This is a genomic window from Mediterraneibacter massiliensis (assembly GCF_001487105.1).
GTDB lineage: Bacteria > Bacillota > Clostridia > Lachnospirales > Lachnospiraceae > Mediterraneibacter > Mediterraneibacter massiliensis.
The window spans coordinates 132,520-156,936 of the sequence record NZ_LN912999.1; the positions used below are offsets into that span (position 1 = coordinate 132,520).

A 24,417-nucleotide genomic window follows, 5' to 3' on the forward strand; every position below is an offset into this window, starting at 1 on the left:
AAGAATTAGTTGACAAATATATAGGGGAAGGGTAAGATACTAGTATACAAGTGTGGAGCGTATTCCACAATAGTTTAAAGAGGAGGATTCAATTATGAAAAAAAGAAGCAGAGTATTGGCAGCCCTTCTGGCAGGAACCATGATCATGAGCCTGGCGGCATGTGGAAGCGCAGGTTCAGATGACAAGAAGGAGTCTGATGGCGGAAGCAAAGGTGGCTATAAGATCGGTCTGACAAACAGTTTTAATGGAAACTCTTACCGTCAGCAGATGGAAGCATATGCACAGGAAGCGGCAGATGAGCTGAAAGAATCTGGTGAGATTTCTGAATTTACGATCGTGGAGGCAAACAATGATGCTTCTAAGCAGGTACAGCAGATTGAAAACTTTATCTTGGAAGGTATGGATGCGATCATCATCGATCCGATTTCTGCTACAGCTCTGACAGGAGCCATCCAGGAAGCATCTGATGCAGGAATTCCGTGTATCATCATCAATGACGGACCGGTAGAATCTGACGCAGAACTTTGCTATCAGATCAATTTTGACACAGTTGACCAGATGGGAACTCTGACAGAATATGTGTGCGAGGCAATCGGCGGTAAAGGTAAGATCATCGAACTGAGAGGAACTGCTGGAGCAGAGTTTGATAATATTGCGCATGAAGGTGTTATGAAGACATTAGAGAATTACCCGGACATCGAGGTTGTCGCAGAGGTCTATACAGACTGGACAGGTTCTAAAGCGCAGTCAGAGTTGGCTTCTGTCCTTCCGACACTGGATCAGGTAGACGGAGTCGTGACACAGGGTGGAGATTCTTACGCAGCTGTACAGGCATTTGAAGCAGCTGGCATGGACCTTCCGGTCATTGGCGGAGACAACAGAGGGTATTTCCTGAAATGGTGGGCAAATGAAGCGCCGGAAGGATACGATACACTTTCTGTTTCTTCCAATCCATGGGATGGAGCGACAGGCGTATATGTAGCCTGTGATATCTTGAGCGGCGAATATGATATTCCAAATGAAATGATTCATCCGTTTGCGGTTGTGACAAAAGATCAGGTACAGGATTACAAAGACATGGGAGATGAGGAGATTGGAACTCCTACATACGACCGTGACTGGGTAAGAGAGAACTTATATAAATAGTAGGGAAACAGCCAGGCCGCAAAAGGCAGTACAAGGTCTGGCTGTTCTTATATTCAGAAAAGAGGGAGATACACATGAACGAACAGATTATACCTTTGATGCAGCAGGTGATGGACAGCGCCGATGTGATCGACTTAAGCTATACGATGGAGCCGGGGATGCCGGTCTGGCCTACTCATGCAAGATTTGGAGCGATTATTTATGAGACATATGATGAAGGAGCTGTTTCTCTGCATAGACAAATAAATTTCGGAGAACATACGGGAACTCACCTGGATGCGCCTAAACATTTTATAAAAGGCGGAGCATCTATCGAAGAAGTAGATGTCAGAACTGTCATTGGCAGAGGTGTGAAGATAGACGCCTCTTTTCTGGAGCCTTGCGGGGTATATACATTGGATATGCTTAAGAAGTTTGAAGAAGAAAACGGAGAAATCAAACAGGGAGACGTTATCCTTCTGCATTTCGGCTGGGAAGAAAAATACGGTACAGGAAAAGATGCAGAAGAATTTTTAAAAGATTGGCCAGGTCTGGGAGGGGATGCAGCACAGTATTTACTGGATAAAAAAGTAGCCTCTGTAGGTACAGATGCTCTTGCCTTAGATCCTTTTGGCAGTGAAACATATCCCTGTCATTATATTCTGCTCGGCAGCGGAGTGCCGATTATAGAGAATCTGACAAATTTGCGGAAACTTCCGGTATTTTCGTATGTGATAGGACTGGCGAATAAGATCAAAGACGGATCAGCCTCTCCGATAAGAGTGATCGCATTGACATAGAAATCAGAAAGGAGCTTAAAAGAGTGAAAAGAACAGAAACACAGACTCCTTACATAGAGTTATCGGGGATCGATAAATTTTTCGGCATTACAAAGGCATTGCAGAAGATTGATCTTCAGATATTCGCAGGAGAAGTAATCGGATTGGTCGGACCTAATGGGGCGGGAAAATCTACGATGATGAAAGTACTGACGGGAGTACTTCCGCCGACTGCGGGAAAAATCATAGTAGAAGAAAAAGAAATGACAAAATATACGACAAAAGAAGCGAAGGAGATTGGAATTTCCTGCGCATATCAGGATCTGTCGTTATGTACAAACTTGAGTGTTTATGAAAATTTTGCCATGCTGAATGTAGATCATGGCCTTGTGACAAAACCGGGCTGGAGGAAAAAAGCCAAAAAAGAGGCAAAAGATCTGCTGGAAAAATATTTCCCAGGCAATCACATCGATGTGATGAAATCTGTGGAACGCCTCACACTTGCGGAGAGACAGATTGTAGAGATTTGTAAGACACTGATGACAGACAACTTAAAAGTACTCGTTCTCGATGAGCCTACATCTGCCTTATCAACAGATAAAGCAGAGCAGCTTCATAAAGTAGTGGAAGAATTGAGCGAAAAAGGAACTGCAGTTATCTATATTTCACATAAGCTGGATGAAATACGGAAAGTGTCTGACCGGATCGTGATGATGAGAAATGGGATGAATTCCGGCGAATGCGACCCGGATGAGATCACAACAGAACAGCTTGTAGAAATGTTAGGCGGCGCAGGAACGAAAAAGGCGGCGGAAAAAGTTCTGTCAGAAGAAAGTGACCAGACATCGCAAGTAGCGGCACAGATAAAGGATTATACAGGGAAAGGCCTGTATAATATCAATATGCACGTGAACAGAGGCGAGATCGTGGGGATCTCCGGATTGGTAGGCTCTGGACAGACAGCTCTTTTAAATCTTTTGTATGATTCTAAAAAATATAAAGGAAAAGAGAAAAAAGGCGTCGTTTTGAATACCTCTGTTTCTTATGTAAGTGGAGACAGAGCGAAAGAAGGCGTTTTCCATCTGTGGGATATTTTTGACAATACGATCATCGGGAATTTGGATCAGGTAAAAACAGGCGTATTTCTGGATAAGAAGAAGTCAGAAGGCCTGGCGCAGACTTGGTATGACAAGCTGAAATTTAAGGCAGAAGGAATCCACAGTCCGATTATGTCTTTAAGCGGAGGAAATCAGCAAAAGGCGTTGATCGCCAGAGGAATTGCTTCTGGCGCTGAGCTGATCATTTTAAATGACCCGACGGCGGGCGTCGATATTGAGACAAAGCAGGAGATATATGGTCTTCTTGAAGAGGCGAAAAAAGCAGGTAAGGCAGTGATCCTCTATTCTACGGAAGATGCGGAGATCGAGATCTGTGACCGTGCGTACATTATGCATGAGGGAGAGATTACAGAAGAATTAAAGAAAGAAGAGATCACCGTTGCCAATATCGTAAAAGCTTCTTTTAAAGATGTAAAACATAAGAAAGTGACAGAAGAAAAGAAAGAAGGTATGGTACACAGGATTCTGACTTCTCGGGTATTGCTTCCGGTAGCTGCTATGATCATTATGATTCTTTTGAATGCTTCTATGAATCCAAGGATTCTTTCTTACATGGGAATGCGTATGTTGGTTTCCTCGGCAGTACCGCTTGTGTTTGCTGCTCTGGGACAGATGTTCATCGTCACAGCAGGCGATGTGGATATGGGAAATGGATACTCGATCGCGCTGGTCAATGTACTGGTCGGTATCATATTGACAGGAAACCCGTTGTTTGGAGTTATCAGTCTGCTTATTTTTATTGCGTCATATGCTTTGATGGGTGCACTGATCCATGTGCGCAATATTCCTGCAATCGTGGTTACTTTAGGCGCGCAGTTTGTATGGTGGGGCATTGCGCTTGTCATCGCACCGTCTCCTGGCGGGACTTGCCCAGAATGGTTACTTGCAATTTATAAATTTGAATTTCCTGTCATTCCAATGCCGATCGTACTTTGTGTACTTGCAGGCGTATTCTGCTGGTACGTATTGTTCCGTTCCAAATACGGCATGATTTTAAGAGGAATCGGAAATAATCCATTGGCAGTGGAACGTTCCGGATGGTCCTATCTGCAGGCAAAAATGACAAACTATGCACTGGCCGGTTTTATGGTCGTTTTAGCAGGTATGGCATACACAGCAGTCTGCATGGGCGCGGACGCAAATTCATCGGCAACATACTGTATGATGTCTATTGCGACGGTTATTCTCGGCGGCTGTGAGATGGCAGGCGGTATTGTAGCTCCGATCGGTGTTGTGTGCGGCGGGATCGCTATGTCATTTATCACAACGATTTTGACATCATTTAGGGTAGACTCGAATTACCAGACAGCAGTGACAGGCCTGATCCTGATCGTTGTATTGGCGATTAAACTGATCACCCATAAAAAGGAGGGAAAATAAAATGAAAAAAATAATGACGAAGTATGCATTTATATGGCCGCTTCTCGGCTCCGTCCTTTTATGGATCGCAATTTCAGTCGTATCTGGAAAATTCAGTGTCGGACAGATATTTTCCAGTGCAAAACTTTGCTCATTTGCCCTTCTTTTGGCATTGGGACAGATGATTGTCGTAACAAGCGGTGAAGGCGCGATCGATCTGTCACAGCAGTATATACTGACATTGGCAGCATACATATCTTGCGATCTGATGCAGTACAATGTTCTTGTCGGGATCGTGGCGGCAGTTGCTGTAGGAGCACTGTGTGGACTGGTAAATGGATTGATCAATATCTATCTGAAGGTTCCGGCAATGGTGACGACACTTGCCACAGGATACATTATTTTTACCATTGTACTTGTATTAGCGCCGGGCATGAAGACGCTGCCGGATAAAGGATTTGTAGATTTTATCAATCTGCATGCAGGTGGTTTTTCTATGCTGACGGTAATCTGTCTCGCAGTGGCAGTACTTCTGGCATTGCTCCTATATAAGACAAAATATGGAAAACAACTTCATGCAGTAGGACAGAAAAGAATTGCTGCAAAATATGCAGGGATCAATGTAAACAGGGTCGTTATCACAGCCTTTGTATTGGGCGGCGCGCTGTGCGGCCTTTCCGGTACACTGTGCGGCGCGTTTAATGGAGGCGCTTTCCAGGATATGGGAACGACGTATTTCCTGCCATCCATTGCAGCGGCATTTGTAGGAGGTACCGCTGCTTCCGGAGGAAAATCGAACGTAGCAGGTGTATGTCTGGGCGCTTTGATGATGTATCTGCTCACGACATTTTTAAATGCCGCGAGTCTGTCGGTCGGCATGCAGAGACTGATCCAGGGAGCGGTACTTGTATTGATATTGGTTGCTTCTGTTTCCAATGACGCAAAGAAAAGTTAGGAGGAAGATACATGAAAGGAATTCAGATCATAAAACCGGGCGAACTAAAAGTGATTGAAATGGAGAAGCCGGTGATCACAGAAAAGAACAATATCCTGGTGAAAATGAAGGCGGCAGGTATATGTGGTTCTGACGTTGGAATCTATCATGGAACGAATGCGGCCGCTACCTATCCTCGTGTGATCGGGCACGAGATGGTAGGTGTGGTAGAAGAAGTGGGTACAAATGCCACACATTTAAAACCGGGGGACAGAGTGATCATAGACCAGGTCGTAAACTGCGGACACTGCTATGCGTGCCGTAAGGGAAGAGGAAACGTATGCGGAAACTTAAAAGTACGCGGCGTGCACATTGACGGAGGATACAGGGAATACATGGCAGTGCCGGAGCAGGATTGCTATGTGCTGCCGGAGGGATTGTCAGATACAGAAGCGGTCATGATCGAACCTACGACGATCGCTATACAGAGCTGTTCCAGAGCAGAACTGTGTGAGGAGGATACACTGCTTCTCTTAGGCTGCGGAGCTCTTGGAAGCTCGATCCTAAAGATCGCGAAACTGAGCAAGGCGAAGATCATTGTGGCAGATATTGTAGAAGAAAAGCTGCAAGAGGCGCTAAAAAACGGCGCAGACTATGCGATCCATATAGGGAAAGAAGATGTGGTGGAGAAAGCGAAAGAACTGACAGATGGCTATGGCCCTACAGTTTCCATAGACGCAGCCTGCACAAAGGATTCCCTGCTGACGCTTTTGCAGGCGACGGGGAATGCAGGACGTGTGATGACAATGGGATTTTCTATTGCACCTACAGAGGTGAACCAGTTTGCCATCACATCAAAAGAGCTGGATGTGAGAGGTTCCAGACTGCAGAACAAGAAGTTCCAGACGGCGATCGACCTGATCAAGGAAGGGAAGCTGGATTTGAGCGGGACGATCTCGCATACATACCCCTTTGAAAAAGCACAGGAAGCCTTTGATTTCATAGATACAAAAGATCCGTCGATCCGTAAGATCGTATTGACATTTGCATAACCATAAAATACCTGGGCGCTTAGAAAGAAGCGCTCAGGTATTTTTTTGGCGTGATGCCTTTGTATTTTTTGAAGGTCTTGATGAAATAGCTGATGTCATTAAAGCCACAGCTTAAGGCAACTTCCGTGATGGAATCATTGGAAGTGACCAGTTTAAAACAGGCTTGTTCGATCCGATAATAGTTTAGATAGTCGATGGGGGTGCGGTGTGTCATCTCATGGAAGAAACGACAGAAGTACTTCGCGTTCATACCGGCTTCTTTTGCCAATATATCCAAGGTCAGACACTGGTCATAAGAGGTTTCAATGATCTCCAACACCTTTTTTAATTGTTCGACACGCCGGTCATTCTTCTGAGATACTCTATCTGCGGGGATGTACAGGTGATGACTGAAGATATAACCAAAAAATTGATACAAGGAACCAATGACCGTCAGCTCATACCCGTCCGATTTCCCACGCATAGCTTCAAATAGGAATTTTATGATCTCATGCAGCTCCTCATCACAGTCGGTAATATGATGATAGATCTGGATCGCGTTGTTCTCGATCTTTTTGAAAAATTTTTCGCCTGCATGATTGGACGATAAAAGAGTGCTGAGGTTAAAGACGATACATTCATAGACACAATGATCGGGAATACCGCCGTGGAGTGCGCCGCTTGGTACGAAGATGATATCGCCGCTTCCGGCTGTAAATTCAGAATCCCCAAAGGTCATCGTTAATTGCCCCTTGATAATGCGGATGATCTCATATTCGATATGCCAGTGATAAGACATCTCGTAGCGGGGATGACTTGCGGTGACATGATAAAACTCGATCGGAAAATCAAAAGTTCCGTGTTTTTTTTCTTCACGGTACTTAATATACTTCATCTGTATCCTCCTTTCATTTAAAAGCAGAAGATTTAAAAGTGAATATTATTATATTTTTTTCTATTATACCACAAGAATTAGTGAAATGTCAGGCTTATAATAAAGGAAAATAAAACAATTTGATTTCTTTCGCAGATGAAAAAGGCGAAAGGCGAGAAAGAAGGAGGAAGTAAAAATGGCAGAGAGCAGATTGATCGGAAGTTACCCAGTGATCGGTATCAGACCTACAATAGACGGACGGCGCGGCGCATTGGATGTAAGAGGTTCTTTGGAAGAACAGACAATGAACATGGCGCAGTCAGCAGCAAAACTTTTCAGAGAAAATTTAAGATATTCTAACGGAGAACCGGTAAAAGTGGTGATCGCAGATTCTACGATCGGACGTGTAGGCGAGAGTGCTGCATGTGCGGATAAATTCAAAAAAGAAGGTGTAGACATCACAGTGACAGTGACACCTTGCTGGTGCTATGGTTCAGAGACGATGGATATGGATCCGCAGACGATCAAGGCGGTATGGGGATTTAACGGTACAGAAAGACCGGGCGCAGTATATCTGGCTTCTGTCCTGGCAACACATGCACAGAAAGGCCTGCCGGCATTTGGTATCTACGGACATGATGTACAAAACGCAGATGCGACAGAGATCCCGGAAGACGTACAGGAAAAATTATTGCGGTTTGGCCGTGCTGCAGTTGCAGCAGCTTCTATGCGCGGCAAATCTTATCTGCAGATCGGTTCTATCTGTATGGGAATCGGCGGCTCCATCATTGATTCAGACTTTATCGAGTCTTATCTTGGCATGCGGGTAGAGTCAGTAGATGAGGTAGAGATTATCCGCCGTATGACAGAAGGTATTTATGACGAAGAAGAATTTGCAAAGGCATTGAAATGGGCAAAAGCGACATGCAAGATCGGATTCGATAAAAATCCAGAAGAATTACAAGCTTCACCGGAGAAAAAAGAAGAACAGTTTGAATTCGTAGTAAAGATGGCAGTGATCATCAAAGACCTGATGAACGGAAATAAAAATCTGCCGGAAAAATTCTCAGAGGAAGCAATCGGACACAATGCCATCGCAGCAGGTTTCCAGGGACAGAGACAGTGGACAGATTTCTATCCGAACGGAGACTTTGCAGAGGCAATGCTCAATACTTCTTTTGACTGGAATGGAGCGAGAGAACCATACGTTCTTGCTACAGAAAATGATGTGCTCAATGGTCTTGGTATGCTGTTTATGAAGCTTTTGACGAACCGTGCACAGATCTTTGCGGATGTACGTACATACTGGAGCCCGGAAGCAGTAAAAGAAGCGGCAGATTACGAATTAGAAGGCGTTGCGAAGGAAGCGGGCGGATTTATCCACTTGATCAACTCCGGCGCTGCTTGTCTGGATGCTTGTGGAGAGGCAAAAGATGAGAATGGCAATGGTGTTATGAAAGAATGGTGGAATGTGACAGAAGCTGACCAGAAAGCGATCATGGATGCAACCACATGGAATGCAGCTGATAACGGATACTTCCGTGGAGGCGGATACTCCAGCCGTTTTGCGACCCGTGCGGAAATGCCGGTGACGATGATCCGTCTGAACCTTGTCAAAGGCCTTGGACCAATGCTGCAGATCGCAGAGGGATGGACAGTACATCTTCCAGAGGAAGTTTCTGATAAACTGTGGAAACGTACAGATTATACATGGCCTTGTACATGGTTCGCGCCAAGATGCAATGGCAAAGAAGGCGCTTTTAAGACGGCATACGACGTGATGAACAACTGGGGAGCAAATCATGGAGCGATCTCCTATGGACATATCGGAGCAGATTTGATCACCATGTGCTCTATGCTTAGAATACCGGTGGCAATGCACAATGTACCAGAAGAGAAAATCTTCCGTCCGTCTGCATGGAATGCGTTTGGTATGGATAAAGAAGGCCAGGATTACAGAGCATGCGCTGCATACGGGCCGCTGTATAAATAAGAGGATAAGATATGGAAAAGAAAGTTTTAGCGTTTGATTTTGGAGCTTCCGGCGGAAGAGCAATGTGCGGAACTTTTGACGGAGAAAAGATCGAGATCGAGGAACTGCACCGCTTTTCAAACGATCCGGTGATCGTAAATGGAACCATGTACTGGGATGTACTTCGGCTTTTCTTTGAGATCAAGCAGGGATTGATCAAGGCAAAAAAATGCGGAAAGATCGAGAGTATCGGAATCGACACCTGGGGTGTGGATTTCGGTTTGCTCGATGAAGAAGGAAGGCTGTTGGAAAATCCAGTACATTACCGGGATAATAGAACCAACGGTATGTTGGCGGAAAGTTTTGCCAAGATAGATAAGGATACCTTTTATCAGATCACAGGCAATCAGTTTATGGAGATCAATACGGCGTTCCAGCTGCTTTCTCTTGCAAAGAACAGACAAGAATTGTTAAAAAGAGCAGATAAAATGCTCCTGATGCCGGATTTGTTTAACTATTTCCTGACAGGAGAGAAAAAAGCAGAGTATTCCATCGCGTCCACTACGCAATTATTGGATGCAAAAGCAAGAAACTGGTCAGAAGAAGTGATCAAAGCCCTGGAACTTCCGGCTCATATTTTCCCACAGATCGTTCCTACAGGTACGAAGATAGGGGAATTGACAGAAGAAATCTGTGAAGAACTTTCTCTGGACAAAATGGATGTGGTCGCTGTTGCGGGACATGATACGCAATGTGCTCTTGTTGCCGTGCCGGCGCAGGAAGAAGACTTTATTTTCTTAAGCTGCGGAACATGGTCTCTTTTGGGAACAGAACTGGCCGAGCCGATCATCAATGAGAAGTCAGCCCATTACAATGTGACAAACGAGGGTGGGTGTGAAGAAAAGATTTCTTTCTTAAAAAATATCATCGGACTTTGGTGTGTGCAGGAGAGCCGCAGACAGTGGATAAGAGAAGGTCAAGAATTCGGCTTTGGAGAATTGGAGAAAATGGCGCAGGCAGCTCCTTCCTTACAGTGTTTTATCGACCCTGACGCACCGGAATTTACACCGGCAGGCAATGTGCCGAAACGGATTCAGAAGTTCTGTGAGAGAACAGGGCAGTATGTGCCGAAAACAAAGGGTGAGATTGTACGCTGTATCAATGAGAGCCTGGCAATGAAATACCGCCATGCTATGGAAGAAATCAAAAAATGTACGGGCAAGGATTACCGAACCGTATATATGGTAGGCGGAGGTACCCAGAGCGCCCTGCTGTGTCAGTGTACGGCAAATGCGTGTGGCTGTGCAGTCAGTGCAGGTCCTGTGGAAGCGACAGTCCTTGGAAATGTGGCTCTGCAATTTATGGCTTCCGGTGAAATCGCTTCTTTGCAGGAGGCAAGAAAGATCATCCGTCAGTCCCAGGATATTAAGAGATATGAACCACAGCAAAGTAAAGACTGGGATGAAGCCTATGAGAGATTTAAAAAGATACTGGTATAAATAAGAAGAACATAGAGAACTTCTGTGCAGAGAAAGAATTTCAGCCTGCGCAGAAGTTTTCTTTTCATTTGCGCAAGTATATGGCATAATAAGAAAAGAAGCAGATATGCAGGAACAAAAGCGGACTTTTGCTGTGCGGACGCAAGGACAGTTCCGGCTGAAAAACAGACAAAGAAAAGAGGGAAAAAATTGTATAGAGTTTTACTGGCAGATGATGAAGTGCTGATCCGTGAGGCAATCAGTGAAAATATGGACTGGGAAGGCGCGGGTTTTTCCTTGTGTGCAGTCTGTGAAAATGGACGTGAGGCAATAGAGGCGATCCAGGAAAAGCAGCCGGATCTTGTACTGACAGATATCTGTATGCCGTATGCGGACGGGCTGGATGTGGCGAAATACGTACAGGAGAATTGTCCGCAGTGTAAGGTCGCGATCATCAGCGGGTATGATAATTTTGAGTATGCGAAAAAGGCGATTCAATATCAGGTAGGAGCTTATATACTAAAGCCCGTGACAGCGAGAGAGCTGACAGACGTGCTCCTAAAACTACATGCGGAACTTGAGAAAGAACATGAAGAGAGAGAAAAACAGAAAAAGATCAGGGAAGCATTTGAGCAGAATAAAGAATATTTTAAAGAGCGGTTTTTAAGTCAGTTGATCCGGGAGAAAAGTGTACATCAGGACATTGAGGGCAGAATGCGGTTTTACGGTATCTATCTGGAGGGGGAATGTTTTTCTGTCGTACAGATCCGGTATATCCATCAGGAAGATCCGTCGGATATTTTATTGTTTGCTCTTTATAATGTGGTAGAAGAATTGGTCAGGGAAGAAACCTGCTGTGAGGTATTCCAGGATATTGGCAATATTACGACCTTGATATTCTGCGGGGAAAGTGCGTATCAGGTAGAGGAAGAAATCCAGAGGATTGCGGATGTTATCCGATCGCATGTGGAAAAATTTTTTCATGAATCTGTGATGATGATTGCAGGCGTATGTGTCTGGGACAGAGCAGATCTGAGGCAGTCTTACGAGAATGCTAAACGTGCGGCGGAATATGAGTTTTTATTCGAGGGCAATGAACTGGTATTTGGAAAGGAATTTGTCAATCGGGATACACAGGCAGTCATTGATACGAGCGTTTTCGCAAGGCAGATGGTCAGCCAGATGAAGCGAAATGACAGAGCAGGCGTACACAAGGAAGTAGAACGTTTTTTTCATGAGATGCGCAGATTGTATATCCAAAAAGCACGCACAGGCATGTATGTGCAGAATCTGATGACACGTTTAAGCCTGTTTGCAGATGAGACAGGGATAGATGAGAAAACAGTGCTGCAGTGGGAAAAACCACTTTTTGAAGAAATTGTAAACCAAGGGCGGGCAGAACAGATGGAAGAATTGCTCTTGCGGTTTTGCCTGTCTATTATGGAAGCCGCTTCCAAAGAACGGGAGGACTTGGGAAAATGCATGGCAGAAAAGGCGTTGGAGTATATAGATCAAAATTATCAGGACTCTTCACTTTCTTTAAATTCTGTCAGCAAAGCATTGGCGATCAGTACAAGTTATTTCAGCGCTTTGTTTAAAACCCAGACAGGGGAGACATTCATAGAGGCATTGACAAAGATAAGAATGGAAAAAGCAAAAGAACTGTTGTGCACGACCCAGTTGAAATCTTATGAGATCGCAGAAAAAGTAGGGTACAGTGACGCCCATTATTTTGGCAGTATTTTTAAAAAAAATGAAGGTATGACACCGAAAGAATATGCAAAAAGGAATAAGAGATGAAAAATAAGATCCGTCAGATAAAAGAAAAATTTCAGAGTCTGAAAATCTATACAGCGATCATGGGAACCTTTACGGTGCTGATCTTGTTTTCTTCTATCATGTTCTTTATATTGGTGATCGTTTTTACAGAGCGCAGTGTTGTAAATAATTCAGAGGAATATACACAGCAGCTGATAGAGAAAGTCAATGACGATCTGGATTCCTATATCAATTACATGAAGGATATTTCTTCTATGATATATAACAGCAGAGATATCCAGAGATATTTGTTCCAGGAAGATCTTCCGGAAGAAGTGCAGGAGGAGAACTATGGACGTATTCTCGATCAGTTTCGGACTATCATGAATACCAGGAAGGATGTCCGCAATGTAGCGGTGATCGCGGATAATGGAAAAAGTGTGATCAACAGGGGCGCCTCTACTTTGAATCCGTATATTTCGGTATCGGAGCAGGAGTGGTATAAAGCGGTTAAAAAAGAAAGTGAGGAGATACATATTACCTCCTCTCATGTACAGAACATGATCTATAATCAGTACGATTGGGTGATCACACTTAGCAGAGGGATCGAAAATCAGGAGACAAAAGAGGTGGAAGGCGTCTTTTTGATCGATATGAATTATGCCACCATAGACAGCCTGTGCAGCTCGGTAAGTCAGGGAAAGAAAGGGTATATATATGTCCTGGACAAAAACGGGGAAATCATTTATCATCCCCAGCAGCAGTTGATCTACAGTGGTCTTAAAACAGAGTTGATCGAAGAAGTATTGGAAAAGAAAGGTGTTAATGGCAGTTTTGTATCAGATACAGGAAACGGGCGAAAGTTGTATACGGTTTCTACTTCGGAAGATACAGGTTGGACAGTGGTAGGAGTCGCGGATATGTCGGAACTGATGAAGGAAGGAAAAGAACTGACCCGTCTGTATATCCTGCTTGCTCTATTTTTCCTTGCGGTCGGCGTCTTTTTTGCACGGCTTTTGTCGCGTACGATCACCAGACCTATCGTGTCTTTGGAAGCAGCCATGAAGGAAGTGGAGAAAGGACATTTTGAAAGTGCGCTGATGGCAGAGAATGGCGGACAGGCAGAGATACGTGGATTGGGAGAGTCTTTTCATATCATGGTACAGGAAATACAAAGCCTGATGGAAGAAAATGTAAAAGAGCAGAAGAAAAAGAGAAAGGCAGAGATGCAGGCGCTGCAGGCGCAGATCAATCCGCATTTTCTTTATAATACATTAGATTCGATCATCTGGATGGCAGAGAGTGGAAAACATAACAAAGAAGTGGTGCGCATGACCTCTGCGCTTTCCCGTTTATTTCGGCAGAGTATAGGAAATGCCGAGGAACTCGTTTTGATCAGACAGGAATTAGGCTATATCGAGACCTATCTTACGATCCAGGAAATGCGGTATCGGGATAAACTGGCTTTTGATATCAAACTGGAAGAAGAAATCGAAAATGAAAAGATCGTGAAGCTGACTTTACAGCCTTTGGTGGAAAATGCAATCTATCATGGGATCAAGTATATAGAAGGGCCGGGGAAAATAGAGATAAGAGGATATTATGAGCAGGAAGACGTGGTGATCGAGATTAGGGATAACGGCGCCGGGATGACAAAAGAGGAACTGGAACACATCTTTGATAAGAAGACTTATACACCGGGCAGCGGCGGAGTCGGCGTGCGCAACGTGCAGAATCGTCTGCAGCTGTATTACGGAGCGGAGTATGGTCTGCATTATGTGAGCGAAAAGGGAAGTGGGACAACAGTCTATGTCCGTATTCCGACGGGGGAGGGACGAGTGAATGAGGATATGTAAACGCAGGCAGACAAAGAAGATCCTGGAACTTTTGCTTCTCCTTCTGTTTATCGGAGGCGGACTGTATATAAGTTCCCGTCCGGAAAGACCGCTGAAGGTGATCTTTGTATCCAAGACACAGGATGATATTGATTTTTGGAATTCTCTTGTGGAAGGGGCACAAATGGCAGCTGACGAGCAGGAAGCCGACTATGAATGGGTGGCGCCTGTGCAGGAAAAAGATGTGGAGAGACAGAAAGTGCTGATCGAAGAAGCAATCGAGAAAGAACCGGATGTGATCGCATTGGCACCTGCGGATACGGCTGCCATACTGCCGGCGGCAAAAAAGATCAAAGAGGCAGGGATCAAGCTGGTTCTGATCGATTCTGGTCTCGCAGAAGATGTAGCAGACTGCATGGTGTCTACAGATAATTATGAGGCGGGACGTAAACTGGGAGAATTTGTCGCGTCTATCAGCAGTACAGATGAAAAAATCGGTATCGTGAGTCATGTGGAAGGAAGTTCTACGGCAAAAGACAGAGAAAGAGGTATTCAGGCAGTACTGAAAGAAAATGAAAGAAAGGTTGTGCAGACAGTTTACGGACAATCTAATTATAGTATTGCTTATGATGAAACAAAGAAAATGCTGGAAGCCCACCCGGATATTACTGTGATCGCAGGAACAAATGAGTATGCCACGGTGGGGGCGGCAAGGCTGGTAAAAGATATGGGGCTGAAGGGGAAGATCAAGATCGTAGGATTTGATAATTCTAAAGAAGAGATTCAGATGCTGGAATCCGGGGCCATAGAAGGGCTTGTAATACAGCGTGCATTCGATATGGGGTATCTGGGCGTAAAGATGGGAATGGAGGCGGCATACGGGAAACTAGAAGAAAGAAAGATAGATTCCGGATGCAAATTAGTCACGAGGGAAAACATCTATACAAAGGAAAACCAAAAACTGCTGTTCCCGGTCAATACAGGGAAAGAATAAAAGCAAAGTGAATATTGTACTATAAAAAGGTAAATATCTTTTCATTTAAAGAAGATATTTACCTTTTTTTATAAAATATTCTATTCAAGACAGATATAAAGAAAACTATAATAAGTATAACAAAAGAAAGCAACAGGGAAGATTGGAAGGTGAGAAAGTGGGAGAAGTTATTTTGACAATGAAAGATATTGATAAATCTTTCGTTGGAGTACATGCACTGAAAAATGCACAGTTGGAACTGAAGAGAGGGGAAGTACATGCCCTTATGGGGGAAAACGGTGCGGGAAAATCTACACTGATGAAAATACTGACAGGTATTTACAGCAAAGACAGTGGGACGATCGTGTATGACGGAAAAGAAGTAGAGTACAAAAATCCAAAAGAAGCACAAAATGCAGGCGTGGTGATCGTGCATCAGGAATTGAATATGATGAACCACCTGACCGTAGCCCAGAATATATTTATTGGCCGGGAGACCATGAATGGTAAACTGATCAATGACGGAAAGATGGTGGAGGAAGCAAAGCGTCTTTTCGATATGCTTAATATCGACATTGATCCAAGAGAGACTATGGGACATCTGACAGTTGGAAAACAGCAGATGTGTGAGATCGCAAAGGCAATCTCTACAGATGCCAAGATTATCGTTTTTGATGAGCCTACGGCCGCACTGACAGAGACAGAGATCAATGAGTTGTTTAAGATCATCGATGACCTTAGGAAGAAAGACCTTGGCATCATCTACATATCCCATCGTATGGATGAGATCAAGCGGATCACGGACAGAGTTACGGTTATGCGTGACGGAGAGTATGTCGGCACTTTGATCTCAAAGGATTGTACAAAAGACGATATCATCAATATGATGGTAGGGCGTGTGGTTTACGAAGATCCTAAAGAAGTCAGCAATGTTCCGGAAGATGCGGAAGTTGTATTGAAAGTAGAACACCTGCATGCCGGCAAGATGGTCAAAGACGTAAGTTTTGAATTACATAAAGGAGAGATCCTTGGCTTTTCCGGACTTATGGGAGCAGGAAGAACAGAGACGGCAAGAGCGATCTTTGGCGCAGACAAGATCGACAGCGGTGATATTTATGTACATGGAAAGAAAGTGACCATCAAAAATCCACAAGATGCAGTAAACTGCGGAATCGGTTATCTTTCTGAAGACAGAAAACGCTATGGTGTGATCGTAGATAAAACATTGACAGAGAATACAACAATGGCGTCTTTGGAAAATTTCATGTCTGGTTTCTTTATTGACAAAAAGAAAGAGGAAGCAGAGGCACAGAAGTATGTAGATGCATTAAAGACAAAGACTCCTTCTGTCCGCCAGTTTGTAAAGAATCTCTCCGGTGGAAACCAGCAGAAAGTTGTCATTGCGAAATGGCTGACGAGAAACAGTGATATCCTTATTTTCGATGAACCTACCCGAGGAATTGATGTAGGCGCCAAGAGTGAGATCTATTCATTAATGAATGAACTGGTAAAACAAGGGAAATCCATTATCATGATCTCTTCAGAGCTGACAGAGATCCTTCGTATGAGCGACAGGATCATAGTTATGTGTGAAGGCCGCAAGACAGGAGAGCTGGATATTTCAGAAGCAACCCAGGAAAATATTATGCATGCGGCAACAATGAGAGAATAGGGAGGAGTTAAGAAAATGAAAAAAACATTAAAAACACAGAAGATGGTCGCAGTACTTGCTCTGATATTACTGTATATCTTCTTTAGTATCTTTGGAGATAACTTTTTTCAGTATAGTACATTGGTAAGTATTTTTGATTCATCATATTATATTGGTTTCATGGCGATCGGTGTTACTTTCGTTATTATCACAGGCGGGATCGATCTTTCCATAGGTACAGTTTGTATCTGCTGTTCTTTGATCGGCGGTACATTGTTTGAAAAGGGTGTTCCGATGGCAGCTGTATTGATCATTATCCTGGCAATCGGTACTTTGATCGGTGTAGTTAACGGACTGATGGTTTCCGTGATGGGACTGCCGGCGTTTATCGCTACACTGGGTACGATGATGATCACAAGAGGTTTTGGTTCTATCGTGACAGGAACGGCTACTGTTACTTTCCCACAGGGAGATGTGGCAGGCGCGTGGTTCCACAATATCTTCAAATTTAAGACAGAGAGCCTTCCGGCAGGGATCCCTACAGGGTTTATCCTTTTGATCGTGATGGCGATCATCATGGCAGTGATCTTAAATAAGACAAGACCCGGACGTTATATCCTGGCTCTTGGAAGCAACAAAGAAGCAACCAGACTTTCTGGTGTAAATGTAGTGAAATGGGAAACACTGGCTTATACATTCAGCGGTTTCTTCGCAGCTCTTGCAGGTATCTCTTACGCGGCAGTATATTCTACTTTGATGCCGGGCACAGGAAATGGTTTTGAGCTGGATGCGATCGCGGGTGTAGTTATCGGAGGAACTTCTCTTTCAGGAGGAAATGGTTCTATCTCCGGTACTTTGATCGGTGTATTTATCATGGCAGTTTTAAAGACAGGACTTCCGTTCGTAGGACTGCAGCCACACTATCAGTTATTTATCACAGGTTTCGTTCTGATCTTTGCAGTATTTGCAGACGTATTGAACAGAAAGAAAGCGGCATCTGTATAAGAGGCATCAATATCTGTACAGCAGATATTCAGATAGCAACAAGAAAATGAAAAAAAAGAAAAGGGAGGATTTTCTAATGAAGAAAAAGGTTCTGAGTGTATTATTATGCACAGCAATGGTAGCATCTCTGGCAATCGGCTGCGGATCAAAAGATAAGAAGGCAGAGGGTTCTTCTGACAGCGGTTCATCTGCTAGCGGAGATATGACTGTTGAAGTTGTGGCAAAAGGATTCCAGCACGATTTCTGGAAAGCTGTAAATTCCGGAGCTGAAAAAGCAGCAGAAGAAAACGGCGTAAAGATGAACTTTGTAGGACCAAAGGATGAGTCTGCGGTTGCAGAGCAGGTAGAGCAGCTGAACAATGCCATCAACAAGAAACCAAGTGCAATCGTTCTTGCTTCTCTGGATCCAGAGTCTGTAAAAGGCGCTCTTGATACAGCGGCTTCTCAGAATATTCCAGTGATCGGATTTGACTCAGGTGTTCCTGGAAATGATACGATCGTTGCAAACGCAGCTACAGACAACTATGCAGCAGGCGAAATGGCAGCAGAAAATATGTATGAACTGATCAAAGATAAAGTAACAGATCCGGCTGACACAGTAAGAATCGGTGTTGTATCACAGGACGCAACTTCTGGTTCTATCATCGACAGAACAGCAGGTTTCATTGATAAAATGGTAAGCCTGATCGGTGAAGATAAAGCTTCTGTAGAAGGACATGACAAATACAATAAGAAAGTAGACGGAGCAAAGGTTATTATTGAAGTAGGTATTCCTGCAACAGTAGAAGATGCAGCTTGTGTAACAGTAGCAAACACACTGCTCAATAAAGCAGATCTGATTGCAATCTACGGATCCAATGAGTTCTCTGCAAAGAATATCGTAACAGCAAATGAAAGTCTTGATAAATTAGGTGTTGATAAGATCGTCGGCGTAGGATTTGACGCTGGTAAGATCCAGTTAGACGCAGTAAGAAATGGTATCTTTGCAGGATCTATCACACAGAATCCGGTACAGATCGGTTACCAGGCAGTAGACCTTGCAGTAAAAGCTGCTAAGGGAGAAGAAGTATCTGACGTAGATACAGGAGCGCTCTGGTATACAGCAGAAAACATCGATGATGAAGAAATCGCTGCATGCCTGTACGAATAGGAATCATTTGTAAAAGAACTTAAATCAGAAAAATGATGTATAAGGGTGTGGGGATCCGCACCCTTATTCATTACCAAAAACAGGCGGTAAAGCCAGCATTTTTTCTGATAGAAAGAAAGCATGTAGATAGGAGGAAAGAAAAATGTTAAAAGGAATACCGAAAATTTTATCACCGGAGCTTTTGAAAGTACTTTGTGAGATGGGACACAGCGACAGGCTGGTCATTGCAGATGGGAACTTTCCCGCAGAGTCTATGGGAAAGGATGCGATTGTCATAAGATGTGACGGACATAACGTACCGGAGATCCTAGAAGCGATCCTGCAGGTGTTCCCGCTGGATACCTATGTGGAGAAACCGGTCAGTCTGATGGAAGTGATGCCCGGTGATACGGTGGAGACCCCAATCTGGGATGTATATAAAGAAATCATTCATAAGTATGATGACCGGGGCGCAGAAGCTGTTGGAAATATAGAGCGCTTTGCTTTTTATGAAGAAGCAAAAAAAGCATATGCCATCATTGCTACATCAGAATCTGCTCTGTATGCGAACATCATGCTGCAAAAAGGCGTTATTTAAATAGTAGAATAGAGACGGTCTGCTTTGCTGTAAAGCAGACTGTCTCCGGTTTTAGAGAGCAGGGCAGGGATAAGTGTTGTAAAAGTCCCTGCTTTTTCCTATAATAAAAGAAGATGGAAAGAAGCGATACCGTGCAAAAAACGCCGGGCAACAGGAGGAAAAGTATGAGAAAATATGTGATGGCATTAGATTCCGGAACAACGAGTAATCGTTGTATACTATTTAATGAAAAAGGCGAAATATGCAGCGTGGCACAAAAAGAATTTACACAGTATTTTCCAAAGCCGGGCTGGGTAGAACATGACCCGGAGGAGATATGGTCGACGCAGCTTGAGGTGGCTGAGGCGGCGATGGCGAATATTCGTGCAACCGTGGCGGATATTGCGGCGATTGGGATCACAAATCAGAGAGAGACGACGATCGTATGGGATAAAGTATCTGGTAAACCTGTATATAATGCGATCGTCTGGCAGTGCAGAAGGACATCCGGGTATTGCGATAGACTCAAAGAAAAAGGTTTGACAGAGAAATTTCGGGAAAAGACAGGACTTGTGATAGACGCCTATTTTTCAGGAACGAAGATAAAATGGATATTGGATCATGTAGAAGGCGCCAGAGAGAGAGCTCAGAGGGGCGAACTTCTTTTTGGTACGGTGGAAACATGGTTGATCTGGAAGCTGACAAAGGGAACTGTACATGTCACAGACTATTCCAATGCCTCTCGTACGATGCTTTTTAATATCCATACACTTACGTGGGACGAAGAAATCTTAAGAGAGCTAGACATACCCAAATGTATGCTTCCGGAAGTGAAGCCTTCCAGTTATATCTATGGAGAGACGGACGCCGGGTATTTCGGCGCACCTGTCCCGATCGCCGGAGCGGCGGGAGATCAGCAGGCAGCCTTGTTTGGACAGACCTGTTTTGAAAAAGGAGAAGCCAAAAATACGTATGGAACCGGATGTTTTCTTCTCATGAATACAGGAGATACACCGGTGTATTCAAAAAACGGACTAGTGACGACCATCGCATGGGGACTGGATGGAAAGGTGACGTATGCGCTGGAAGGGTCTATTTTCGTGGCGGGAGCAGCCATACAATGGCTGCGGGACGAGATGAAACTATTAGATTCCTCCCAGGATTCAGAATATATGGCGCAGAAAGTGAAAGATACGAACGGATGCTATGTAGTACCCGCATTTACCGGACTGGGCGCTCCGTATTGGGATCAGTATGCGCGGGGAACGATCGTAGGGATCACAAGAGGGGTAAATAAATACCATATCATACGTGCCACGTTGGAATCACTCGCATATCAGGTAAATGATGTCCTGGAAGCAATGGAGACAGACGGGGGGATCCATCTTTCCTCTTTGAAGGTAGACGGCGGAGCCAGTGCGAATAATTTTCTTATGCAGACACAGGCCGATCTGTCGAACGCTCCGGTGAAACGCCCGCAGTGTGTAGAGACAACGGCGATGGGCGCGGCATATCTGGCGGGGCTGGCTGTCGGTTACTGGAAGAGTAAAGACGAGGTAAAAGAAAATTGGGCCATAGACCGGACTTTTGAGCCGGGAATTGAACAGGAGAAACGAAAGAAGATGCTGGCAGGCTGGAAGAAGGCAGTCAGATACACATATGGATGGGCAAAGGAGAAGGATGCGAATGTATGATGTGGTGATCATCGGGGCAGGCGTGACCGGTTCGGCAGCGGCAAGAGAGCTGTCCAGATATCAGGCAAAGGTGTGTGTACTGGAGAAGGAAGAAGATGTATGCTGTGGTACGTCCAAGGCAAACAGCGGGATTGTGCATGCCGGTTTTGATGCTGTGCCGGGCACTTTGATGGCAAAATTAAACGTACAGGGAAATCAAATGATGGAGGAACTCTCGCAGGAGTTAGATTTTCCATTTAAAAAAATAGGTTCTCTCGTCGTGTGCACAAACGAGGCGGACAGAGGCAGACTGTCAGAATTGTATTTGCGGGGCGTGAAAAATAAAGTAGAGAATCTGCGGATTGTAGAAAGAGAAGAACTGGTACAGATGGAGCCCAATATTTCAGATGATGCGGTATGTGCGCTCTATGCCCCGGATGCGGGGATTGTCTGTCCATTCGGACTTACGATCGCCCTTGCGGAAAATGCCTGTGTAAACGGTGTGGAATTTTATTTCCGGCAGGAAGTAGAAACAATTGAGAAGAGTGGAGAAGTGTGGAAGCTGCGGACACGTACAGGAGAGGAATACAAGACAAAGTATATTGTCAATGCCGCTGGGGTCTATGCGGATCGTTTTCATAATATGGTGAGCCGGGATAAAATCCATATAACGCCCAGAAAGGGAGAGTATATTCTTTATGACAAAGAAGTGGGAGGACACGTCACACATACGATCTTTGCCCTGCCGGGAGCATATGGGAAAGGAATCTTGGTAACGCCTACGGTTCATGGCAATCTTTTAAGCGGACCTACGGCCGTGGATATTTCAGACAGAGCAGGGACGGATACGACAAGAGAGGGACTTTTGACCGTACAGGAGAAGGCAAAGCTCACTGTAAAAGAGCTTCCCGCAAAAAAGGTGATCACCAGTTTTGCAGGCTTGAGGGCCCATGAGGACGGGCATGAGTTTCTCATTGGCGAGGTGAAAGACGCACCGGGGTTTATTGACTGTGCAGGAATCGAGTCTCCCGGGCTGACAAGTGCGCCGGCGATCGGGGAGATGATTGCAGAAATATTGAGAAATAAATTAGGTTTAAAAGAAAATATAAAGTTTCAAAAGACAAGAAAAGGTGTGCGATTAATGGATAACATGTCTTTGGAAGAAAGAAATGCGCTGATCCGGGAAAACCCGGCGTATGGCAATATCATCTGCCGCTGTGAAGGAATAGCAGAAGGCGAAATATTGGATGCGATACACCGGCCTTTAGGCGCAAAGTCTTTAGACGGGATAAAAAGACGGACACGCGCAGGGATGGGAAGATGTCAGGCAGGATTTTGTACGCCGAAGGTGATGGAGATCCTGATGCGGGAGTTATCCTGTTCCTTCGAGGAAGTAACGAAAAAAGGCGGCAATTCTAGAATGGTGTTGGGAGAGAATGATGGAAAGCTATGATGTGATTATTGTAGGAGGCGGCCCGGCAGGGCTTGCGGCAGCAGCGGCGGCAAAAGCAGAAGGTATGGAGAAGATCCTGATCCTGGAGAGAGAGCATGAACTGGGTGGGATCTTAAATCAGTGCATCCACAATGGCTTTGGACTTCACACGTTTCAGGAGGAACTGACCGGACCGGAATATGCGGCACGCTATATACAGAAAGTAGAAAGATTACAGATCGAGTACTGGTTAAATACCATGGTGACGGATATCTCCCCAGAAAAGGAAGTGACGGCAGTCAGCGCTAAGCGAGGTGTGACAGTCCTGAAAGCAAAAGCGGTGATTCTCGCCATGGGATGCAGAGAGCGTCCCAGAGGGGCGCTGAACATACCGGGTTTTAGACCGGCGGGGATCTATACGGCAGGAACGGCACAAAGGCTGGTCAATATAGAAGGCTGCATGCCCGGCAAAGAGGTGGTTATTCTGGGTTCCGGGGATATCGGATTGATCATGGCGAGAAGGATGACACTGGAGGGAGCCCATGTCCAGGTCGTTGCAGAGTTAATGCCTTATAGCGGAGGACTCAAGAGAAATATCGTACAATGTTTGGATGATTATGGGATTCCATTGAAACTGCGTCATACGGTGACGCAGATAAAAGGGAAAGAACGGGTGGAGGCAGTGGTGTTATCGCAGGTAGATGAGAGAGGAAACCCCATTGCGGGAACGGAGGAAGAATATGTCTGTGACACACTACTCCTTTCTGTGGGCCTGATTCCGGAAAATGAACTGTCCAGACAGGCGAGAGTAAAATTAAATCCTGTGACAGGCGGACCGATCACAGATGAAAGTTTTCAGACAAGTACAGAAGGAATCTTTGCCTGCGGGAATGTACTGCACGTGCATGACTTAGTAGATTTTGTCTCGGAGGAAGCCTCTCTGGCAGGAAAACATGCTGCGGAATATGTAAACGAAAGGCGGGAAAAGCAAAAGACAGAAAGAAAATCCTGGGAGAACTGTACGTTGATAGGCGCAGGCGAGAAGATACGCTATACAGTGCCCTCCTTTTTAGATGTACAGAAGATGGAAGAAAAGATCGCCATACGCTTCCGTGTAGCAGAGGTGTTGGAAAACAGATATGTGGAAGTGCTGGCAGACGGTGCGCTTATAAAGCGAAAAAAGGTACGGATACTGACACCGGGCGAAATGGGAGAAGCAGTAATAAAAAGAGAGGAACTGATAAAATACCCGGATATAGCAGTTTTACAGATCCGGATAAAGGAGGAGTAAAGGATGGCAGAAGAAAGCAGGACAGAGCAGAGAAAAAAAAGAGAACTGATCTGTATTTGCTGTCCGGTAGGGTGCAGACTTACGGTCTTAAGCGATGGTGAAGACATGGAAATCCAAGGCAATCGGTGTAAGAGAGGGAAGGAATATGCTGCCCATGAGATGCTGCATCCGATGAGAAGCCTGACGACAACCATACGAGTGAAAGGCGGAGCGGATAAACGGGTGCCGGTCAGAACAAAACAGGAGATTCCCAAGGAGAAGATCATGGAATGCATGGCTGCACTGAAAAAAACAGAGGCTGCAGCTCCCGTGAAAATAGGGGATGTCGTAGTGAAAAATATTGCCGGTACCGGAGTGGATATGATAGCAGCAAAAGATATTTCCGCAGTATCTTTTCATGTTAGTGACAAAATGCTATAATA

General features: G+C 44.8%; 19 protein-coding genes. 18 read left to right on the top strand and 1 reads right to left on the bottom strand.

Annotation, left to right across the window (positions count from 1 at the left end; translation table 11 throughout):
* Positions 1 to 94 precede the first annotated feature (94 nt).
* From BN3282_RS00615 to BN3282_RS00635, 5 genes are all read left to right on the top strand, one after another.
* Positions 95 to 1,147 carry an ABC transporter substrate-binding protein gene (locus tag BN3282_RS00615; RefSeq protein WP_059066218.1) on the top strand — a complete coding sequence of 351 codons (1,053 nt, stop codon included), beginning with the start codon at positions 95 to 97 and terminating at the stop codon, positions 1,145 to 1,147.
* A 74-nt stretch (positions 1,148 to 1,221) separates the two neighbouring features.
* Positions 1,222 to 1,926, top strand: a complete 705-nt coding sequence (locus BN3282_RS00620; RefSeq protein ID WP_059066219.1) for a cyclase family protein — start codon at positions 1,222 to 1,224, stop codon at positions 1,924 to 1,926.
* 23 nt (positions 1,927 to 1,949) lie between these two features.
* Positions 1,950 to 4,403 carry an ATP-binding cassette domain-containing protein gene (locus tag BN3282_RS00625; RefSeq protein WP_059066220.1) on the top strand — a complete coding sequence of 818 codons (2,454 nt, stop codon included), beginning with the start codon at positions 1,950 to 1,952 and terminating at the stop codon, positions 4,401 to 4,403.
* Position 4,404: 1 nt separating this feature from the next.
* On the top strand, positions 4,405 to 5,337 hold the full coding sequence (locus tag BN3282_RS00630) for an ABC transporter permease (protein ID WP_059066221.1): 933 nt from the start codon (positions 4,405 to 4,407) through the stop codon (positions 5,335 to 5,337).
* An 11-nt stretch (positions 5,338 to 5,348) separates the two neighbouring features.
* Positions 5,349 to 6,368 carry an alcohol dehydrogenase catalytic domain-containing protein gene (locus BN3282_RS00635; protein WP_059066222.1) on the top strand — a complete coding sequence of 340 codons (1,020 nt, stop codon included), beginning with the start codon at positions 5,349 to 5,351 and terminating at the stop codon, positions 6,366 to 6,368.
* Between the two features lie 19 nt (positions 6,369 to 6,387).
* Here the strand turns inward: BN3282_RS00635 and BN3282_RS00640 are convergent, their stop codons facing one another.
* Positions 6,388 to 7,242, bottom strand: coding sequence for an AraC family transcriptional regulator (locus BN3282_RS00640; RefSeq protein ID WP_059066223.1), 855 nt, complete (start codon positions 7,240 to 7,242; stop codon positions 6,388 to 6,390).
* A gap of 175 nt (positions 7,243 to 7,417) precedes the next feature.
* Here BN3282_RS00640 and BN3282_RS00645 point away from each other — a divergent pair, with 175 nt between their 5' ends.
* The 13 genes from BN3282_RS00645 (at position 7,418) to BN3282_RS00705 (ending at position 24,415) form a co-directional block, all read left to right on the top strand.
* Positions 7,418 to 9,214 (top strand): L-fucose isomerase, encoded by a 1,797-nt coding sequence (locus BN3282_RS00645; protein ID WP_059066224.1) that lies wholly within the window; start codon positions 7,418 to 7,420, stop codon positions 9,212 to 9,214.
* Between the two features lie 11 nt (positions 9,215 to 9,225).
* The gene (locus BN3282_RS00650) at positions 9,226 to 10,692 is read left to right on the top strand and encodes a rhamnulokinase (RefSeq protein ID WP_059066225.1); all 1,467 of its coding nucleotides are present in this window, start codon (positions 9,226 to 9,228) and stop codon (positions 10,690 to 10,692) included.
* A 24-nt stretch (positions 10,693 to 10,716) separates the two neighbouring features.
* Positions 10,717 to 12,471, top strand: coding sequence for a response regulator (locus tag BN3282_RS00655; RefSeq protein ID WP_059066226.1), 1,755 nt, complete (start codon positions 10,717 to 10,719; stop codon positions 12,469 to 12,471).
* Complete coding sequence (locus BN3282_RS00660) at positions 12,468 to 14,285, top strand: cache domain-containing sensor histidine kinase (protein ID WP_082667411.1); 1,818 nt, start codon at positions 12,468 to 12,470, stop codon at positions 14,283 to 14,285. The genes BN3282_RS00655 and BN3282_RS00660 overlap by 4 nt, the downstream gene beginning before the upstream one ends.
* A complete protein-coding gene (locus BN3282_RS00665; protein WP_059066227.1) occupies positions 14,272 to 15,258 on the top strand; it encodes a substrate-binding domain-containing protein in 987 nt (328 codons plus the stop codon). Before BN3282_RS00660 ends, BN3282_RS00665 begins: the two co-directional genes overlap by 14 nt.
* A gap of 157 nt (positions 15,259 to 15,415) precedes the next feature.
* The gene (locus tag BN3282_RS00670) at positions 15,416 to 16,909 is read left to right on the top strand and encodes a sugar ABC transporter ATP-binding protein (protein ID WP_059066264.1); all 1,494 of its coding nucleotides are present in this window, start codon (positions 15,416 to 15,418) and stop codon (positions 16,907 to 16,909) included.
* A 15-nt stretch (positions 16,910 to 16,924) separates the two neighbouring features.
* The gene (locus tag BN3282_RS00675) at positions 16,925 to 17,893 is read left to right on the top strand and encodes an ABC transporter permease (protein WP_059066228.1); all 969 of its coding nucleotides are present in this window, start codon (positions 16,925 to 16,927) and stop codon (positions 17,891 to 17,893) included.
* 76 nt (positions 17,894 to 17,969) lie between these two features.
* Positions 17,970 to 19,043 (top strand): ABC transporter substrate-binding protein, encoded by a 1,074-nt coding sequence (locus BN3282_RS00680; RefSeq protein WP_059066229.1) that lies wholly within the window; start codon positions 17,970 to 17,972, stop codon positions 19,041 to 19,043.
* Positions 19,044 to 19,185: 142 nt separating this feature from the next.
* On the top strand, positions 19,186 to 19,620 hold the full coding sequence (locus tag BN3282_RS00685; protein ID WP_059066230.1) for an RbsD/FucU family protein: 435 nt from the start codon (positions 19,186 to 19,188) through the stop codon (positions 19,618 to 19,620).
* A gap of 164 nt (positions 19,621 to 19,784) precedes the next feature.
* The gene (gene glpK, locus BN3282_RS00690; RefSeq protein ID WP_059066231.1) at positions 19,785 to 21,293 is read left to right on the top strand and encodes a glycerol kinase GlpK; all 1,509 of its coding nucleotides are present in this window, start codon (positions 19,785 to 19,787) and stop codon (positions 21,291 to 21,293) included.
* Entirely contained in the window at positions 21,286 to 22,725 is a 1,440-nt protein-coding gene (locus BN3282_RS00695) for an NAD(P)/FAD-dependent oxidoreductase (protein WP_059066232.1), read from the top strand. Before glpK ends, BN3282_RS00695 begins: the two co-directional genes overlap by 8 nt.
* Complete coding sequence (locus tag BN3282_RS00700) at positions 22,712 to 23,995, top strand: NAD(P)/FAD-dependent oxidoreductase (RefSeq protein WP_059066233.1); 1,284 nt, start codon at positions 22,712 to 22,714, stop codon at positions 23,993 to 23,995. Before BN3282_RS00695 ends, BN3282_RS00700 begins: the two co-directional genes overlap by 14 nt.
* A gap of 3 nt (positions 23,996 to 23,998) precedes the next feature.
* On the top strand, positions 23,999 to 24,415 hold the full coding sequence (locus tag BN3282_RS00705) for a DUF1667 domain-containing protein (RefSeq protein WP_059066234.1): 417 nt from the start codon (positions 23,999 to 24,001) through the stop codon (positions 24,413 to 24,415).
* Positions 24,416 to 24,417: the final 2 nt, after the last annotated feature.

Coding starts and splice junctions, on each gene's coding strand:
- BN3282_RS00615 (WP_059066218.1), top strand. CDS start 95: ATGAAAAAAAGAAGCAGAGTATTGGCAGCCCTTCTGGCAGGAACCATG.
- BN3282_RS00620 (WP_059066219.1), top strand. CDS start 1,222: ATGAACGAACAGATTATACCTTTGATGCAGCAGGTGATGGACAGCGCC.
- BN3282_RS00630 (WP_059066221.1), top strand. CDS start 4,405: ATGAAAAAAATAATGACGAAGTATGCATTTATATGGCCGCTTCTCGGC.
- BN3282_RS00635 (WP_059066222.1), top strand. CDS start 5,349: ATGAAAGGAATTCAGATCATAAAACCGGGCGAACTAAAAGTGATTGAA.
- BN3282_RS00640 (WP_059066223.1), bottom strand. CDS start 7,242: ATGAAGTATATTAAGTACCGTGAAGAAAAAAAACACGGAACTTTTGAT.
- BN3282_RS00645 (WP_059066224.1), top strand. CDS start 7,418: ATGGCAGAGAGCAGATTGATCGGAAGTTACCCAGTGATCGGTATCAGA.
- BN3282_RS00650 (WP_059066225.1), top strand. CDS start 9,226: ATGGAAAAGAAAGTTTTAGCGTTTGATTTTGGAGCTTCCGGCGGAAGA.
- BN3282_RS00660 (WP_082667411.1), top strand. CDS start 12,468: ATGAAAAATAAGATCCGTCAGATAAAAGAAAAATTTCAGAGTCTGAAA.
- BN3282_RS00665 (WP_059066227.1), top strand. CDS start 14,272: ATGAGGATATGTAAACGCAGGCAGACAAAGAAGATCCTGGAACTTTTG.
- BN3282_RS00675 (WP_059066228.1), top strand. CDS start 16,925: ATGAAAAAAACATTAAAAACACAGAAGATGGTCGCAGTACTTGCTCTG.
- BN3282_RS00680 (WP_059066229.1), top strand. CDS start 17,970: ATGAAGAAAAAGGTTCTGAGTGTATTATTATGCACAGCAATGGTAGCA.
- BN3282_RS00685 (WP_059066230.1), top strand. CDS start 19,186: ATGTTAAAAGGAATACCGAAAATTTTATCACCGGAGCTTTTGAAAGTA.
- glpK (WP_059066231.1), top strand. CDS start 19,785: ATGAGAAAATATGTGATGGCATTAGATTCCGGAACAACGAGTAATCGT.
- BN3282_RS00695 (WP_059066232.1), top strand. CDS start 21,286: ATGTATGATGTGGTGATCATCGGGGCAGGCGTGACCGGTTCGGCAGCG.
- BN3282_RS00700 (WP_059066233.1), top strand. CDS start 22,712: ATGGAAAGCTATGATGTGATTATTGTAGGAGGCGGCCCGGCAGGGCTT.
- BN3282_RS00705 (WP_059066234.1), top strand. CDS start 23,999: ATGGCAGAAGAAAGCAGGACAGAGCAGAGAAAAAAAAGAGAACTGATC.